12 protein-coding genes and 2 pseudogenes are annotated in these 15,280 nt (G+C 53.3%); 8 read left to right on the forward strand and 6 right to left on the reverse strand.

Annotated features, from left to right (window positions below):
- Positions 1-79: 79 nt before the first annotated feature.
- From ACI77H_RS14660 to ACI77H_RS14670, 3 genes and pseudogenes are all read right to left on the reverse strand, one after another.
- A pseudogene (locus ACI77H_RS14660) lies at positions 80-662 on the reverse strand (plasmid pRiA4b ORF-3 family protein).
- A 151-nt stretch (positions 663-813) separates the two neighbouring features.
- The gene (locus ACI77H_RS14665; protein WP_407012515.1) at positions 814-1,020 is read right to left on the reverse strand and encodes an Hpt domain-containing protein; all 207 of its coding nucleotides are present in this window, start codon (positions 1,018-1,020) and stop codon (positions 814-816) included.
- Positions 1,017-1,754 carry a GntR family transcriptional regulator gene (locus tag ACI77H_RS14670; RefSeq protein WP_407012516.1) on the reverse strand — a complete coding sequence of 246 codons (738 nt, stop codon included), beginning with the start codon at positions 1,752-1,754 and terminating at the stop codon, positions 1,017-1,019. Before ACI77H_RS14670 ends, ACI77H_RS14665 begins: the two co-directional genes overlap by 4 nt.
- A gap of 212 nt (positions 1,755-1,966) precedes the next feature.
- Here ACI77H_RS14670 and ACI77H_RS14675 point away from each other — a divergent pair, with 212 nt between their 5' ends.
- The 3 genes and pseudogenes from ACI77H_RS14675 to ACI77H_RS14685 form a co-directional block, all read left to right on the forward strand.
- Positions 1,967-2,800, forward strand: a complete 834-nt coding sequence (locus ACI77H_RS14675) for an amidohydrolase family protein (RefSeq protein WP_407012517.1) — start codon at positions 1,967-1,969, stop codon at positions 2,798-2,800.
- Positions 2,801-2,830: 30 nt separating this feature from the next.
- Positions 2,831-4,129 (forward strand): SLC13 family permease, encoded by a 1,299-nt coding sequence (locus ACI77H_RS14680; RefSeq protein ID WP_407012518.1) that lies wholly within the window; start codon positions 2,831-2,833, stop codon positions 4,127-4,129.
- Positions 4,130-4,324: 195 nt separating this feature from the next.
- A pseudogene (locus ACI77H_RS14685) lies at positions 4,325-4,462 on the forward strand (diguanylate cyclase); the annotation flags it as partial.
- A 641-nt stretch (positions 4,463-5,103) separates the two neighbouring features.
- Here ACI77H_RS14685 and ACI77H_RS14690 read toward each other — a convergent pair.
- Genes ACI77H_RS14690 through ACI77H_RS14700 form a run of 3 tightly spaced genes read right to left on the reverse strand, consistent with a single transcriptional unit; the run spans position 5,104 to position 8,475 of the window.
- A complete protein-coding gene (locus tag ACI77H_RS14690; protein WP_407012519.1) occupies positions 5,104-5,619 on the reverse strand; it encodes a thioesterase family protein in 516 nt (171 codons plus the stop codon).
- Complete coding sequence (locus tag ACI77H_RS14695) at positions 5,619-7,295, reverse strand: acetyl/propionyl/methylcrotonyl-CoA carboxylase subunit alpha (protein WP_407012520.1); 1,677 nt, start codon at positions 7,293-7,295, stop codon at positions 5,619-5,621. Before ACI77H_RS14695 ends, ACI77H_RS14690 begins: the two co-directional genes overlap by 1 nt.
- Before the next feature lie 19 nt (positions 7,296-7,314).
- On the reverse strand, positions 7,315-8,475 hold the full coding sequence (locus tag ACI77H_RS14700; RefSeq protein WP_407012521.1) for an ABC transporter ATP-binding protein: 1,161 nt from the start codon (positions 8,473-8,475) through the stop codon (positions 7,315-7,317).
- Between the two features lie 205 nt (positions 8,476-8,680).
- Between ACI77H_RS14700 and ACI77H_RS14705 the strand changes: the two genes are divergently transcribed.
- From ACI77H_RS14705 to ACI77H_RS14725, 5 genes are read left to right on the forward strand one after another with little or no spacing between them, the layout of a single operon-like run.
- Positions 8,681-9,772, forward strand: a complete 1,092-nt coding sequence (locus ACI77H_RS14705; RefSeq protein WP_407012522.1) for an extracellular solute-binding protein — start codon at positions 8,681-8,683, stop codon at positions 9,770-9,772.
- A 12-nt stretch (positions 9,773-9,784) separates the two neighbouring features.
- Entirely contained in the window at positions 9,785-10,423 is a 639-nt protein-coding gene (locus ACI77H_RS14710; protein ID WP_407012523.1) for a TetR/AcrR family transcriptional regulator, read from the forward strand.
- A 27-nt stretch (positions 10,424-10,450) separates the two neighbouring features.
- Positions 10,451-12,022: a class I adenylate-forming enzyme family protein gene (locus ACI77H_RS14715; RefSeq protein WP_407012524.1), complete on the forward strand. Its 1,572-nt coding sequence runs from the start codon at positions 10,451-10,453 to the stop codon at positions 12,020-12,022.
- Between the two features lie 5 nt (positions 12,023-12,027).
- Positions 12,028-13,569 (forward strand): acyl-CoA carboxylase subunit beta, encoded by a 1,542-nt coding sequence (locus tag ACI77H_RS14720; RefSeq protein ID WP_407012525.1) that lies wholly within the window; start codon positions 12,028-12,030, stop codon positions 13,567-13,569.
- A gap of 10 nt (positions 13,570-13,579) precedes the next feature.
- Positions 13,580-15,268, forward strand: a complete 1,689-nt coding sequence (locus ACI77H_RS14725; RefSeq protein ID WP_407012526.1) for an ABC transporter permease subunit — start codon at positions 13,580-13,582, stop codon at positions 15,266-15,268.
- Positions 15,269-15,280 lie beyond the last annotated feature (12 nt).

Below are 15,280 nucleotides of genomic sequence, written 5' to 3' on the forward strand. Positions count from 1 at the left end.
GCTAAGCAACCTGTCTGGCCTATTTATGAAAATGGCACTCCCGATCCCAATCAAAGATTTGTGCGGCGGTTGTGGTCACCTACAGCCTGACTCGCTTTAGGCGCTGATTCACCAATTCGCAGTCAACGGTGGTGAGATCGAACACTGCACCGTGCCAGTTCACCATTTCATCATGTTCCGGGTGCTCAGGATCTGCCATGGCTGGCTTCGAGGAAATCGCTGTAGCCGCCCTCTCCGCCTACGTCTTCCGGAGGGCAAGCGTTTGCAGCATCGTGGCAATAGGCGAGTTGGGATAGTGCCATTGCTGGGATGCCGCTCTCGGCTTGGACAGTGTGCTCCCAGTTGTCCCCGAAGTCGTACAGGTAGTCGAAGACTTTCTTGCCTTGCAGCGCTGCAAGTAGTGAAACTCCGATCTCAGGTTTGATCGAGTCTTCCCATCCGTCTGGATCAGGCTGGCCATATTTTTCCCCTACAATTTCAAACTCGTGGAGATGGTTGTCGTCCCAGCCCATAGCTGCCTGGATGATCTGGTGCAGTTTGTCGAGGGTGATGGTCTCTTGCACCACAACGCGTCTCCAGACTGGAGGTTCGATGCGTTCAAGTTGAATGTGGAGAAGGATTAGGTCTGATGCAGGCGTCAATGCTTCTGTTTTCTCGACCATGTGCCGTGTGCCGTGTGCCTCTCGTGATCGTTGCGAAGCAGAGCTTCGTTGTTCGATAGTGTGCCCGCTTCGCGGGACGGCTGTCGTGAACTAAGCCCGGCGGTTACCGCCGTTGTCTTGGTGTTGGCGCTGATACGCTATTGACCCTGGTTCAAAATCCCATCAGCGCCAACAGTGCTAAGCAGCGTTCCACCGCGATCAGCCCCTCCTCTACCTGATCCTCCGTCGAACCGATTTGGCAAAGTTGCTCGAGCTCAGCGGCAGCCTGAGTCACCGCGCTCGCTCCGATATTTCCAGCAGTACCACGTAAGCTATGGGCCAGGTGGGCCCGCCAGCGTAATCCCGCCACTGGGCTCATGAGATATCGATCTGGTACCTGAACCCCTCAGCCGCCGCCCGGGAAATTCGGTATTCAAGCGGGGAGCGGTCATAACCGAGGGCAGTGCGCTCGATGGTGACGACCGGGGCGCCTTCTTTGATCGAAAGGATTTTGGCGATGGCCCGGTCGGCTTGCTCCACGGTGAGTGTCTCTGTCGCCGAGCCGATGCATTGGCCGCACTGGGTTTCATAAAACGGGTAGAGCAGTTTGCCGAAGCTTTCGGAATTAATGTCCAGCAATACGCCGAACCGTGTGATGGGGAGCCAGATATCCTCGTGAAACAGTGTGCGGCTTTCAACCATCCGCAGCCGTTCTAAGTGCACGACGTCTTCGTCGTCCCGCAACTTCAGTGCTGTTGCCACTGGCTGTGAAGGTTTTTGCCGGTTCTTTGCCAAGATGCGGCTGGTCGGTATGTCGCGCCCACCTGCGGCATTCACTTGCCTGAAGAATCGCGCCAGTGAGCCATCGAAGTTAGGGCGGCGTACGTAGGTGCCACGGCCCTGGCTGCGCAGGAGCAGGCCTTCATTGACCAGCGTGTCCACCGCCTTTCGTACCGTGCCGATGGCCACACCATAGTGTTTGGTGAGCTCGGCTTCCGTGGGGATGGGCGAGCCTGGCATCCATTCGCCGGTGGCGATCTTGGCGAGCATTTCTTCTCGTAGGCGCTGATAGAGCGGCAGGCGCTCGTCGTATCCGAGGGTAGAGGCGTTCATTTTCTTTTAATCCTTTTCGGCAGACTGAGCCACTTTATCACCTGAGGGAGGTTTGACAGATATCCATCGCTGAATATATGGTGATCCAGTCATATATATGAATTTAGGATTTCTATATACCTGCTGACGATGGCCAACTAGGCCACAGTCCCTGATTTCTCAAGGGCTACAGGTGATTTTCCATAACAACAAACGATCGGGGTTATCTGTTTATGACCAGCCTCCACCCGCCTGCCTTCACTGGTGTGGACACGCACGCCCACATCTTCCGCCAGGATCTGGCGATGATTGCCAACCGTCGCTACAGCCCACGTTACAACGCTTTGGTGGAGCAATACCTGGATCACCTGGATCACCATGGCTTTTCACACGGCGTGTTGATTCAGCCGAGCTTCCTGGGCACCGACAATCACTTCATGCTCGACGCGTTGCGTCGTTATCCGCAGCGCTTGCGTGCGGTGGCGGTGGTGGATGTCGACGTCAGCGAAACCCAGTTGGACGAATTGGCCGAAGCCGGTGTGGTCGGCATTCGTTTGAATCTCATTGGTAAGGCGCTTGCGGATTACAGCGGCCCATCTTGGATCGCTCTGTTCCACCGATTGGCGCTGCGGGGATGGCAAGTGGAAATTCAGCGCGGCATCGATGACCTGGCGCTGATCGTATCGGCTATCAGGGCCTGTGGTGTGACCGTGGTCATCGATCATTTCGGCCTGCCGACGGGGGGCATCGATTCCGGGAACCCCGATCATCTGGCGTTTCTTGAGTTGCTGAGCGATGACGGGGTGTGGCTGAAGCTGTCCGCCGCGTACCGCAGTCAGTCCGATCTTGCCCAGGCATCGCATGCGCTGGGGCTGGTGCGCGACGCGTGTGGCGGTCTCCAGCGACTAATCTGGGGCAGCGATTGGCCCAACACTCAGTTTGAACAGCAGACGGACTATACCCGGCAAGTGGCTTTCCTCGAAGGCTTGCTGCCGGACGCGGCCGAGCGGGCGCATGTGCTCAAGGACAACCCAGCGAAGCTGTTTGGCTTCGACATTTCCCGCTGAACAATCAATAACAACAATAGGACTTCCATCATGATGAGTCTGCTCGTCGTCGCGGCAATCGTTGTCGCCGTCGCCTTGGGTTACAAGACCAAAATCAACATCGGTCTGTTCGCCATCGCTTTTGCTTACCTGATCGGCTGTTACGGCATGGGATTGAGCCCGTCCGAAGTCATCAGCATGTGGCCGCTGAAGATTTTCTTCATCATCTTCTCGGTTTGCCTGTTCTACAGTTTTGCCACCGTCAATGGCACGCTTGAAAAACTGGCGGAGCATCTGATTTATCGATGCCGGTCGATGCCTCAACTGTTGCCGTTCGCGGTCTTCTTCACGGCAACCACCATCTCGGCGATGGGGGCGGGCTACTACACAGTGCTGGCGTTCATGGCGCCCATCACTCTGCTGCTGTGTGAGCGCACCGGGATGAGCCTGATCACGGGCGGCATGGCGGTCAACTATGGGGCCTTGAGCGGAGCCAACTTCGTCTCCAGCCAGAGCGGTATCATTTTTCGTGGTTTGATGGTCAATGCCGGCATCCCGGAAAACGAGGCCTTCATCAACGCGGCAGCGATTTTCGCCAGTACCCTGGTGATACCGCTGATGGTGATCTCGGTATTGGTGTTTCTCACCGGCCATGGAAAGGCGATGAAGGCGTCCGCTTATGCGGTCGCCGTGCCTACGCCGCTGAACCGCGAGCAGACAATCACCCTGTGGCTGACGTTAGCGATGATGGTGATCGTGCTGGCGGCGCCCATCGCGCAAATTCTCTTCCCGGGCAACACCACGGTGAGCTACATCAATTCGAAGATGGACATCGGCTTGATCGCCAGCCTGTTCTCGGTGATCGCGCTCTTGCTGAAACTGGGCGACGAACGCAAGGCCATGGCGTCCGTGCCCTGGGGCACGCTGATCATGATCTGCGGTGTGGGAATGCTGATCTCAGTCGCGATCAAAGCCGGGACAATCGGCTTGCTGGCATCGTGGATGGGCAGTAGTATTTCGCCGATCATGGTACCGATTGTCTTCGGTGTGGTGGCGGCGTTCATGTCGCTGTTCTCCAGCACGTTGGGGGTGGTGACGCCGGCGCTGTTCCCGTTGGTGCCACCGCTTGCCACGACGCTGGGGCTCGATCCGATGATCCTGTTCGTGGCCATCGTCGTGGGCGCTCAAGCCACCTCAATCTCGCCGTTCTCCTCGGGTGGCAGCTTGATATTGGGCTCATGTACCACCGAGCAGAGCCGCAGCTCACTGTTCCAGCAGCTGCTGTTTCGCGCAGCGCCTCTTGGCTTTGTCGCGGCACTGGTGTTCAACGCTGTCCTGACGTTCGTCTAATCACGGCTCTCTATGGCCCGGCACCTTTGCCGAGCCGTTGCGTTTGGCACGTCGATCAACAAATGGGGGAAAATACCCCTCATTGATGAATTGGGAAGTGTGTAGGCCAACCGATGACGCTCAAATCGAATGGGATTACTTGCCGTCTCCCATCACGCTTAGGATCGCGATATCTGAAACCGGACACTGAAGCTCATGCCCGTTGATTTACGAGCGCTCTATCCAAAATTGATCCACTTGATGCTGGATACGGTGTTCGTCGTCAACCGGGACAACATTGCATTTGTCAGTGATGACTGTGAGGTATTGCTAGGTTATGGCGCCGAGAAGTTGAGGCTGCTAACAACCGCCGCCGTAATCTGACTGCCTGGTTAGGGCCGATTCTGTTGAAAAAGTCGGGGGTGGTTTTCACGGCAGAAAAGTACGCGCCTGAGATTGAAATCTAGAATCGGCGCAGGGGTATTGGGCTTCAGATTTCACGTAGCAGCGCACAAAAAAGATGCTCTCGCCGATCAGTATTCTGGCAGTTTGAGAAAACCGACTTTTTCGACAGAATCGGCCGACTTCAGCCGGTCGAGGGTTCGAACTGTGCTGGTCAAATTCTTTGCAAACACCTGGTCAGCTGGCATGCAAACGGGTGGTCAGGTACGGTGCAATTTCCCATGAGGTGATTCGCACCCTCCAAGAACGAGCCGGAAACAGATACTCCGCGCCTGACTGCAGAAAGTTAACGACTGGCCCCAATTTCAATCCTGAAAAAGCAACGCGGATCGGCGTCGGCGCTCACATTACAGCCGCTGCTTATGGCGGCCCTCGGTTTGATGAGTCACGTTCTGGTTAGCATGAAGCCTCAATCATCTGAGGCATCAGCACCCAACCAGTCTAGGATTTGTGAGACGAATCCATTCTGCATGCTTTCCGGACAATTTGGTCGCCCCCGACGACGTCACTTTTGGGAGCGCGATCCAAGCAAGTCAGGCTATTTTGAAGAACGGCTGTCCTACGCCCTTGGGGGCTAGCTTAGGCTGGGTTTTGGCAAATGCCTCGGACACCGCCTGATACATGCAAGGTTCCATTTTGACAGCTCGCCGTGCAGTCGTATCAACATGGAGCAGCATATGTTCACCGGTTGCGACAGTGATTTGCCGTTCGATATCCACTGCGTACTGATACAAGTGCAGCCTCAAATCATCGAAGCCAATGATCTCTGAATACACTGCCAGCTCGCTTCCGATTCGACATTCGCGCAGGTTGCGCTGCTGACCCTGGACATTAAAAAAGCTATAGCCTTGATGCCGATAATCCTCGGTGAAACCAATCGCCCTGAGGAACACATCTCCAGAATCGGCAAAGAGTTTATAGTACTGCCATTCCGTCATATGGCCATTGTAGTCAATCCACTCGTCTGGAACGGTGATCACCATCGTCTGCATTGCTGAGAGTTGCGGTGCATCATCCTTAGCAACATTCAGTAGTGAAGAATCGCTCATCAATCTACTCCCATGATGTCAGCGCCCATCTCAATGAATGCGCCTTTTTCAACATTGATTTTGGCCACCACACCGGCAACCTCTGCAATGATAGCCTGCTCCATTTTCATGGACTCCATAATCGCAACCACTTCACCTACCTGGATCATGTCGCCCTCGTTGACACATATATCCAAAATCATTCCGGAAAGCGGTGCATGGACACCGTGGGTGTAGGTTGGCAGCTCCTCTTGTGCTGCACCTTGAACCTGGTAGGTCGTGCCGAATGATCCCTGTTCGTCCGTTTCAAGCACAGTGAATTGCTCGAACGCTTTCGCCTCGGCGCAAAGCCCACTTAACTCCTGATCAATCCATCGGGTATGTACTGTAAAGTCCGACTCCTGGGTCGCCGAAAATTCAGCTCGCTCAAGAATCGCTCGATGTAGAGGAACGATTGTTTTTATACCCACGGCAGCAAACTCTGCCAACGCTCGCCTGGCGCGCTGCAGAGCATCTGCTCGGTCACTTCCCGTAATGATCAGCTTGCCAATGAGAGAGTCGTAATAAGGCGGAATTGTGTCCCCTTGCGCGTAACCAAAATCAATCCTCACCCCTGGGCCGCCTGGCAATCGAAGAGCCCTGATCTTGCCAGGTATAGGCGCAAAATCCGCCCAAGGATCTTCGGCATTGATACGAAACTCGATGGAGTGACGGCGAAGCTGCGGTACCTCTATATCAAGCTTCTTGCCTTCTGCGATGTTGAACATTTGCCGGATGATGTCTATGTCTGTGACTTGCTCGGTAACCGGGTGCTCGACCTGTACACGCGTGTTGACCTCGAGGAAGAAGATCGCGCCGTCCTGCGTGATCAGAAACTCGCAGGTAGCGGCTCCCCGATAATCCACCGCCTTAAGGATATCGACTGACGAAGCGGTCAACTGGGCTATCTGCTGCTCGCTCAAAAAAGGAGCCGGCGCCTCCTCGACAAGTTTTTGCTGCCGACGCTGAAGTGTGCAATCACGAGTAGACAACACCAATACATTGCCGAAGGCATCGGCCAAACACTGAGTCTCTACGTGACGGGCGTGCTCCACGTAGCGCTCAATGAAGCACTCGGGTCTTCCAAACGCGATCTTCGCCTCGCGCGTTGCAGCGGCCAGTTGAGGCTCTAGATCCTCAGGCGTACGAACTATCCGCATGCCACGACCACCGCCTCCGTTCTGCGCTTTGATGATTACTGGAAAGCCATGCTGAGCAGCGAACGATTGAGCAGTTTCCAATGTTAGGTGGGCCTCATCGTAGGAAGGTAATAAGGGCGCGCCGACTTTTTTGGCGACACTTCGCGCTGCGACTTTATCGCCAAGCATTGCGATCGCCTTCGCAGAAGGGCCGATCCAAATCAGACCTGCTGCTTCAACCGAAGCGGCGAACTGCTCATTTTCTGACAAAAACCCGTAGCCAGGATGCACTGCATCTGCACCAGATTGCTTCGCGATTTCAAGAACTGCCTCCTGATTCAGGTAGGTGTGCAATGGGGATGTTCCGCTCAACACATGCAATTCGTCTGCGGCAAGTGCATGCAGCGCTTTTGTGTCGGCTTCTGATGCAATGGCAATGGAGACATAACCCGCGTCACGGCACGCGCGGATGATTCGCAAAGCAATTTCGCCCCGGTTCGCAATCAGTATTTTTTTCACACTTATCTCCAATTTTTTATTAATTCGTAACCAACACTGCAGCGGAGCGCTTCCAGGTGACCCATGTCGGCTGGTCAGGCGGGGGGATTTGAGCTTTGGTGCATTCGACGAGGAGCTTTTGTTTGGCCGGATAACCAGTAACGGTTACTAGGCTTCTGCTTCCGAGAAATAGCTCCTTTTCTATCATTACTTGGATTGGAGTGATGCAGTCAGACGGCGCTTGCGCAGTAGTCAAAAACATCAAATGCTCTGGCCTCACCACGACAGTCAGGGCAGCATTCTCGGTTACCTGGGGAGGCGAGATAACTGGAATGGGGCCGAAAGCAGTTTCCACCACTGCACCTTCCGGAGTCTGGCGGAGGCTGGATACCTCAAGCAGATTCACCTCCCCCAGAAACTTGGCAACAAAACGAGAAGAGGGCCGAAAGTACAGGTCGCTGGGAGAGGAGTATTGGAGAATCTTTCCTTGCTCCATGATCGCGACCCTGTCGGAAAGAATGAAAGCTTCCTCTTGATCATGAGTCACGTAGACCGCCGTGATTCCGGTTCGCTGCTGAATCTCCCGAAGTTGGGCTCCCAACTGCTGGCGCAACCGCCTATCCAGCGCCCCCATCGGTTCATCAAGAAGCAGGAGAGAAGGCCGATATGCCAGCGCACGCCCAATAGCAACGCGTTGTTGCTGACCGCCACTGAGCTCTCCAACCAAACGTTCAGCCACGTGTGACAGCTCAATAAGCTCCAGTACTTCTTTAACGCGCTTGCTTCGCTCCTCCGAAGTCCAACCATGAAGCTTCAACGGGTACTCAAGATTCTGCGCAACGTTCATATGGGGGAACAGCGCGTAGTTCTGAAACACGAATCCAATATTGCGGGCTTGGACAGGAAGATTCGTCACCTCGCTCTTCCCGATAAAAATCTGTCCAGTGGTCGGCGCGATCAATCCCGCAATCGTTCTGAGAAGTGTGGTTTTCCCCGAACCGGATGGCCCCAGCAGCGTGCAGAACTCACCTCCATTAATCTCAAGACTTGTAGCCTTCAGACCGACATGGCCATTGAGAAAGGTCAAACCTACGCCTTCGACACGGATGTTATTCGCCGAATCGACAGCGCTTGATTTGCCGCTCTGCGCCTCTGGAAGAGGGTTAAGTGCACGCTGATGCGTGGATAGCGAAGCTGCCATGGATACCCCGATTATTTTGTCTTATGAGGTCGAGCATTTCGGACAGCAGAGGCTTGTGGAGACCTTTGCATTCTGCTCTTGTACGCCTCCTCAAAAATTTTTTCAAGACAGCCGTATTAAATTAACGCATATTCATTGTCAAATCTGTTTTTATTTGATACACCTGTATTTAATAAAGCAACGCCACTGATGAGGAACTCGCGCCATGCAAAGGCTTTTCTCTAAGATTCAAACAGTTACGCTTTCATCTGCGATAGTTTGGTCGATGGCGTCCACTGCCATAGCCGCCGTACTACCTGATGCTGTGCGAACTTCCCTATCAGGAACAGTCGTCTGGCATGACACCTCGGGAGGCGCCACCTCTCGAGCCCGTGAAGAAACCGTGCTCAAAGACTTCACTGCGGAGACAGGGGTCAAGACTCGCGGTGATTTCAATTCGGACATGACGAAATTCTTCGCCGCAATGGACGGTGGTGGCCGCATTCCTTGGAGCATGATCGAATTCCCAACCCGAGGGGACTACATCAAGGCCAGAAATGCTGGCTATCTGGAGAAATTGGATCCGGCGGTAGTAGATGTACAAAAACTCGAGAAAGGCTCCTATGACGACTACGGCGTGGACGTCATGCGATATGGCATTGTCTTTACCTTCAACACGAACAAGTTTTCCCAAACCTCCCCCGAGTCTGTTCGCGACCTCTATGACACGAAGCGCTTTCCTGGAAAACGTTGCTTATTCAAATACCCACAATTCGGGGGTGTTCTCGAATCCGCATTGCTGGCCGATGGGGTAGGCCGCGACCAGCTTTATCCACTGGATGTAGACCGCGCACTGAAAAAACTGGACAGCATTAAGTCCGACATCATCTGGTGGTCGAATGGGGATGATGCTATCCGCTTGTTGTCAAGTGGCGAATGCACAATGGGCATAGCATGGAGCGGCCGCGTCTACGGTGCAGCCACCAAAGATAAGGCGCCGCTGGCAATCAAATGGCCAGACTCCCTTTATGCTGAAGCGGTCTACGCAGTACCCAAGGGCGCACCAAATGCCAAGGCAGGACAGGCATTGATTGGACATTTCATCAGTGATCTGGAAGGACAAAAGGAATTTGTCAAACGGATTCCTTACACTACCGATATTCAAGCTCTAAAAGCTACCGACTACGGTGCAGCACTAACACCTTGGGTGGTTGCGGGTGAAAACCAAAAAGCCGCTATCCATGAAGATGCTGAATATTATTCAAAAAACATCGCAGCATTGGCCGACCGATTCAATCGATGGATTTCTAAGAATTGAGAGTAAATTGATATGCCGAAAATAGTGGATCATGAAGAACGACGTCGCCAGATCTGTGACGTACTGCTGGATTTAGTTGCTGAAGTCGGCGTGCCGGGAGCAACTATTCGTGAAGTAGCAGCGCGTTCTGGTCGATCGGTCGGTGTTATTGGCCACTACTTTCACAACCGTCATGATTTGTTGCTGGGTGGTTTGCGACGCGCAGCGGAAATTCTGGCGGAACATAACTCAAGAATCATTACAACACTGCATGGGCTTCAAGCACTGGAGCAAATACTTGAAGGCAGTATTCCTTTAGATAAACGCCGACTGGCGCTGAGCAGGATGTTTTTTTTCTTTTATATTGAAGCCATGAATGATGATGTGCTTCGTCAAGAAGTTGAGAGCTATCTTTTAGGTTGGCGAAAATCTGTCGCACGGGCCATTCACCAGGCCCAAGACATAGGAGACTTGCCTTCAGGGCTTGATGCTAAACAAATTTGCGCAGATTTGGTGGGATTAGCTGACGGACTCAGCATGCACGCCTTGCTAGATGCTGGAATCATGTTGCGATTACGAGAGCAGTCGCCAGTCAGATTTTGGATTCGCCGCTTAATAAATAAATCCGCGTCAGATGAGTTGTACTCAGCTGGTTTGAACGTGGCCTCATAATACAATTCGTATCACGAGATCAGCGACATGACGGATACAAACAATCCAACACCTGGATGGACAGTCTCGTCTGTACTTGGTGACTCTGGGATGCAGGCGCTGCACGATCCCAATAAAACGGCACTACTCTGGGAGCATGGCTCTCGCACCTACTTTGAACTCAGAGAAAGAGCGCTAAGACTCGCCAAGTCATTAAAAGAGCTAGGGCTCCAAGAGGGTGATCGTGTCGCTACTTTGTTATTTAACCGAGGGGAAATTTTCGAGCTTTATTTTGCTTGCGCCTATGCAGGGCTGACATTAGTCCCGGTGGGGTTCCGTCTGACGCCACATGAAATTTCATCGATTTTACAAGATTGCGAAGCAAAGCTGGTTTTTACCGAAACCGAACTTTCTAGCGGCCTTAGCGAAGCGCTGAGCACACTCCGTTTTGAGCTCACTGTAGTTACTCTGGAGACCACAACTGCTGGAGAGGCTTACGAAAAGCTGGCCACCGTAGGCGAGAAGCTCGCCACAGTCATTGCAACCGATATTCAGATGATTCTTTACACATCGGGTACCACGGGGAAACCCAAGGGTGTCGCGATGAGGGGTACTGCGATCGTTTGGGCTGCAATGCAACAGGCGACGCAATTTCGCGGCCTCGATGACAGTGCGGTCATGCTGATTAATGCGCCGATGTACAACACGGCAGCAATGAACGAGAGCTCGATTCCAACCTTTTTGAAGGGGGGAACAGTTGCAATTTTGCCGAGTCGAGGTTGGACAGCTGAACGTTTCGAACATTTTGTGGCGATGTGGAACGTCACTCACTCGCTAGTGTTTCCCTCGATGTATCGGCTGCTAATCGAAGCGGACGCAAAAAAATCGCTGGCGTTGCCATCAATGAAATGGTGGTACACCGGCGGTGAAAATTGCCCTCCTGCATTGATGGCGGAAACCCGACGGCGCTGGCCTCATGTTCATTTGATGATTTCCTACGGCTCGACCGAGTCTGGCATGGCCACCCTCATCGAAGGAGATGACATTGAGCAGCACCCTGGCTCAGTTGGTCGCTGCGTCCCTGGCCAGAGCATTCGATTGCTGGACGCCGCCGGCCATGATATTGCCACCGGAGACATTGGGGACGTCTGGACGTCAGGCCCGGCGGTGATGCAAAGCTACTGGCGTGCTCCAGAGCTAGATGCTGAAACGTTACGCAACGGCTGGCTGAAGATTGGAGACCTTGCTCGCATGGATCGGGAAGGCTGGATCTACATAGTTGGTCGCAGCAAAGACCTGATCATTTCCAAGGGCCAGAACATCTACCCAGCAGAGATCGAAAATACCATCCGGCATTTCCCGGCAGTGCTGGACGTGGCGGTCGTGGGCCTCCCTGATGAGGAGTGGGGAGAAAGCGTCTGCGCCGCAATCATTCTGCGCGATGGCATTGCTACGACGAAAGAGCAGATCCTTGAGTTCGTGCTCAAAAGTCTCGCTTCGTACAAGAAACCTAGAAGCATCGTTTTCGTCGACAGCTTTCCGATCCGGAACTCCACAAAAGTAGACAAAAAAGAATTGGCGCTCATCTGTGCCAAACAACTTACTGCGTGCGCGAGATAGTACCCATGTCCAAAACTATGCATCCGGAATGGCAGCAATTGCTTGACGAACTTGAACGTCGGCGTGAGGTTGCAATGGCCGGCAGTGGCCCCGATAAAATCGAGCGAGAACATCGCTACGGTCGTTCGACTGCACGCGAACGGATCCACAAGTTAGCCGACATTGGCACATTTCTCGAATTCGGTACTTTCGTACTGACGCCGAGTGAAGATGGATCTCCATTAGCCTCTACGTATATTTGCGGCATCTGCGATATTGACGGCCGTACCGTTGCAATCGGTGCTGAAGAATACAGCATCGAAGGTGGAGGCACGGGTGTCCACCTAGCGAAATACAAGGGAGGCTGGAGCGGTTTCATTGAAGAATTGGCGATCGGTTACAAGCTACCGCTTGTGATGCTCATTAACGGTGTCGGCGGCTCCGTATTATTGCAAGATGAGATTGGATATCCCGAGCTTCAATCCGCCAATCCGACTTTCCCTATGTTCGACCTGCTCGAGCAGGTGCCGGTAATCGCTGCGGTACTAGGCCCAAGTGCTGGCAGCTCAGCTGCTCGCGCCAACATTTCGCATTTCTCAGTGATGACCAAGGATAATGGTTGTCTCTTCGCTGGCGGCCCACCAGTAGTGAAACAAGCTCTGGGCCTGGAAATTGACAAGTTTGCCCTTGGCGGAGCCGATGTTCACACACGTCATTCAGGGTTGATCGACAATCAGGTCGCGAACGAAGACGAAGCGCTTGCAGCAGTGAAAAGCGTGCTGAGCTACCTTCCCGACAACATTTGGAATCGCACCTCCATTAAGGATAAGTGGTCGGCTGGAGATCAAAACGACTTGCTGAGTATCGTCAAGCCTGGCCTGCGCCATGCTTACGATACACATGCCTTAATCAACTGCGTCGTTGATGAGGAAAGCTTTTTTGAAATTGCACCTGATTATGGGCGGTCTTTACGCGCTGGCTTAGCTCGCATCGAGGGTCATACGGTAGGAATTCTGGCCTCTGATTGTCGCTTCATGGCGGGCGCCCTAGACGTACCTGCCTCTTTGAAACAGCAGAAGTTCGTAGAACTATGCGACCGCTTTCACCTACCGATTGTTTATTTCGTAGACGTACCCGGGTTCTTGGTTGGCCCTAAGGCTGAAGAGGCAGGAGTCCTGAAGTTCGGCTCATTGGCCCTCAAAGCGATCCAGCAGGCGAAAGTACCCGTCTATACCGTCCAGGTTCGCCGATCGTACGGTTTGGGAGGTGTTGCCACGGGATGCAGCAATCCATTAAGCGTTCGGCTGGCATGGCCAAGTGCGGCCTGGGGAGACATGCCTATCGAAGGCGGCGTTGAAGCCGCTTTCAAAGCCAAACTTAACGCGGTGGAACCCGAAGAGCGCGCCGCGCTCAAGCAGGAGCTCACAAAGAAATTCGAGGCCCAGACTTCTATTTGGCGTACCGCCGAGAGATTCGGTATCGAGGAAATGATAGATCCTCGCGACACGCGCAAATACCTCGCTCGGCTGACTCGCCTAGCCTATCGGATTCCGCTGGTACAGCGTTGAGGGCAATGAGATGACAATCGTCTCTACCATGGCAAAGCCTCGCTCGGCGCTCACCAGGCTTAGCCTTTTGGGCCTGCCTGTAGTGATCAGCTTTTTTGCGCTGTTTTGGCCATTGTTCAATGTGCTTTTACGTAGTCTGAATGAGAAAGGCCGTGCGGCTTTCGAAGGCTTTTACTTCGGACACTACCTAGCATTGATGCAAGATGAATTGCTTCGGCAAGTCGTGGCTCAGAGCCTGAACCTCTCTTGGATATCCACGGCGGTGACCGTCACGTTGGCCTTCCCGGCAGCGTACGTGATCTCTCAACTTTCCAAGCGCGCGTCATCATTGATGATGGTGCTGATCCTAATGCCGTTCTGGGTCTCGATCATCGTCAGGCTTTTTGCTTTCACGACCATCTTGGGCAATGAAGGCATCGTAAATTCGATTGCGTCGGCATTCGGCGTCGGGCCTTTTCCTCTAATGTACAACGCCTTCGCGACCATCGTGGGCATGGTTGCCTATTTGTTGCCGTACATGATTCTCATCCTGGTGTCAGCAATGAGCTCCATTGACACATCGCTCCTCACCGCCGCACGTACCATGGGCGCGTCGGAGAAAAGGGTGTTTTTCGACATCTACTTCCCTCAGGTGAAAGCCGCACTGTTGGGAGGAAGCGTGATTGTGTTCGTCCTATCCCTGGGTTTCTTCCTAACACCTGCCATTCTGGGTGGCCCGCAGAACATCACGATTCCGGTGTTCATTCAGCAGCAAGTTCAGGTCTACCAGTGGGGCAAGGCGGCCGCTATGGGAATTGTTCTGCTGCTGGTGTCGGTACTGGGGTACATGCTCGCTTTGCGCATCGGCGGAAGGGGCATGCTCTCCCCTGTCCAACAAGGATCCAGAGGAGCAACCGCTAAAGAACCGCTCAAGCTCACCAAAGTGACGACTTTGTGCCTAAGCGTTCTTGTCATTGACTTAATTATGTTGATCCTACCGTTGCTAGTAGTTATTCCAACGGCGTTCACCGAAAGCATGCAAATACAGTTTCCGCCTGTAGGTTTCAGCCTAAAGTGGTTCCATGAAATATTCACTTCCGAAATTTGGCAAGAGTCATTTTTTAAGAGCGTACGCGTTGCGTTCATGACTGCGATTTGCGCCACTGGTTGCGGTTTAGCTCTGGCCCGTGTTGCAACCCGTACAGGCTCGAGAACGCTTAAATCGACCATTCAAATTCTAGCTATCACGCCGTTGATTGTGCCAGTGATTCTGTTGGGCATCGGCATATTTGACGTGCAGAACAGGACAGGCCTCATCGGTACCGATCTCGGTCTTGTCATCGCCCACACCGTCCTATGCATGCCATTGACATTCCTCGTTCTAGGCAACGCCATATCTGCTGTAGACATCTCTCTGGAACAGGCAGCTTGGACGATGGGCGCCGGTAACGCGCGCGCATTTTTCTCTGTCGTTGTCCCCAGCGTTACCACGGCACTGATTGGCTCAATGATCATTTCTTTCGTTACGTCCTGGGACGAAGCGGTACTCGCGATGTTCCAGACAGACATCGATAAAACACTACCAGTTGCGATCTACTCGTTCTTAAAGAGCGGTATTACACCTGCCGTCTCTGCTGTCGCAGCCACCGTTATATCGCCAGTTCTGATCGTGATTACGATCATCGCAATTAAGACAATGACGACTAATCGTCGCGGATAATTTCTGAGGACA

The organism is Pseudomonas sp. O230, assembly GCF_045447035.1.
GTDB lineage: Bacteria > Pseudomonadota > Gammaproteobacteria > Pseudomonadales > Pseudomonadaceae > Aquipseudomonas.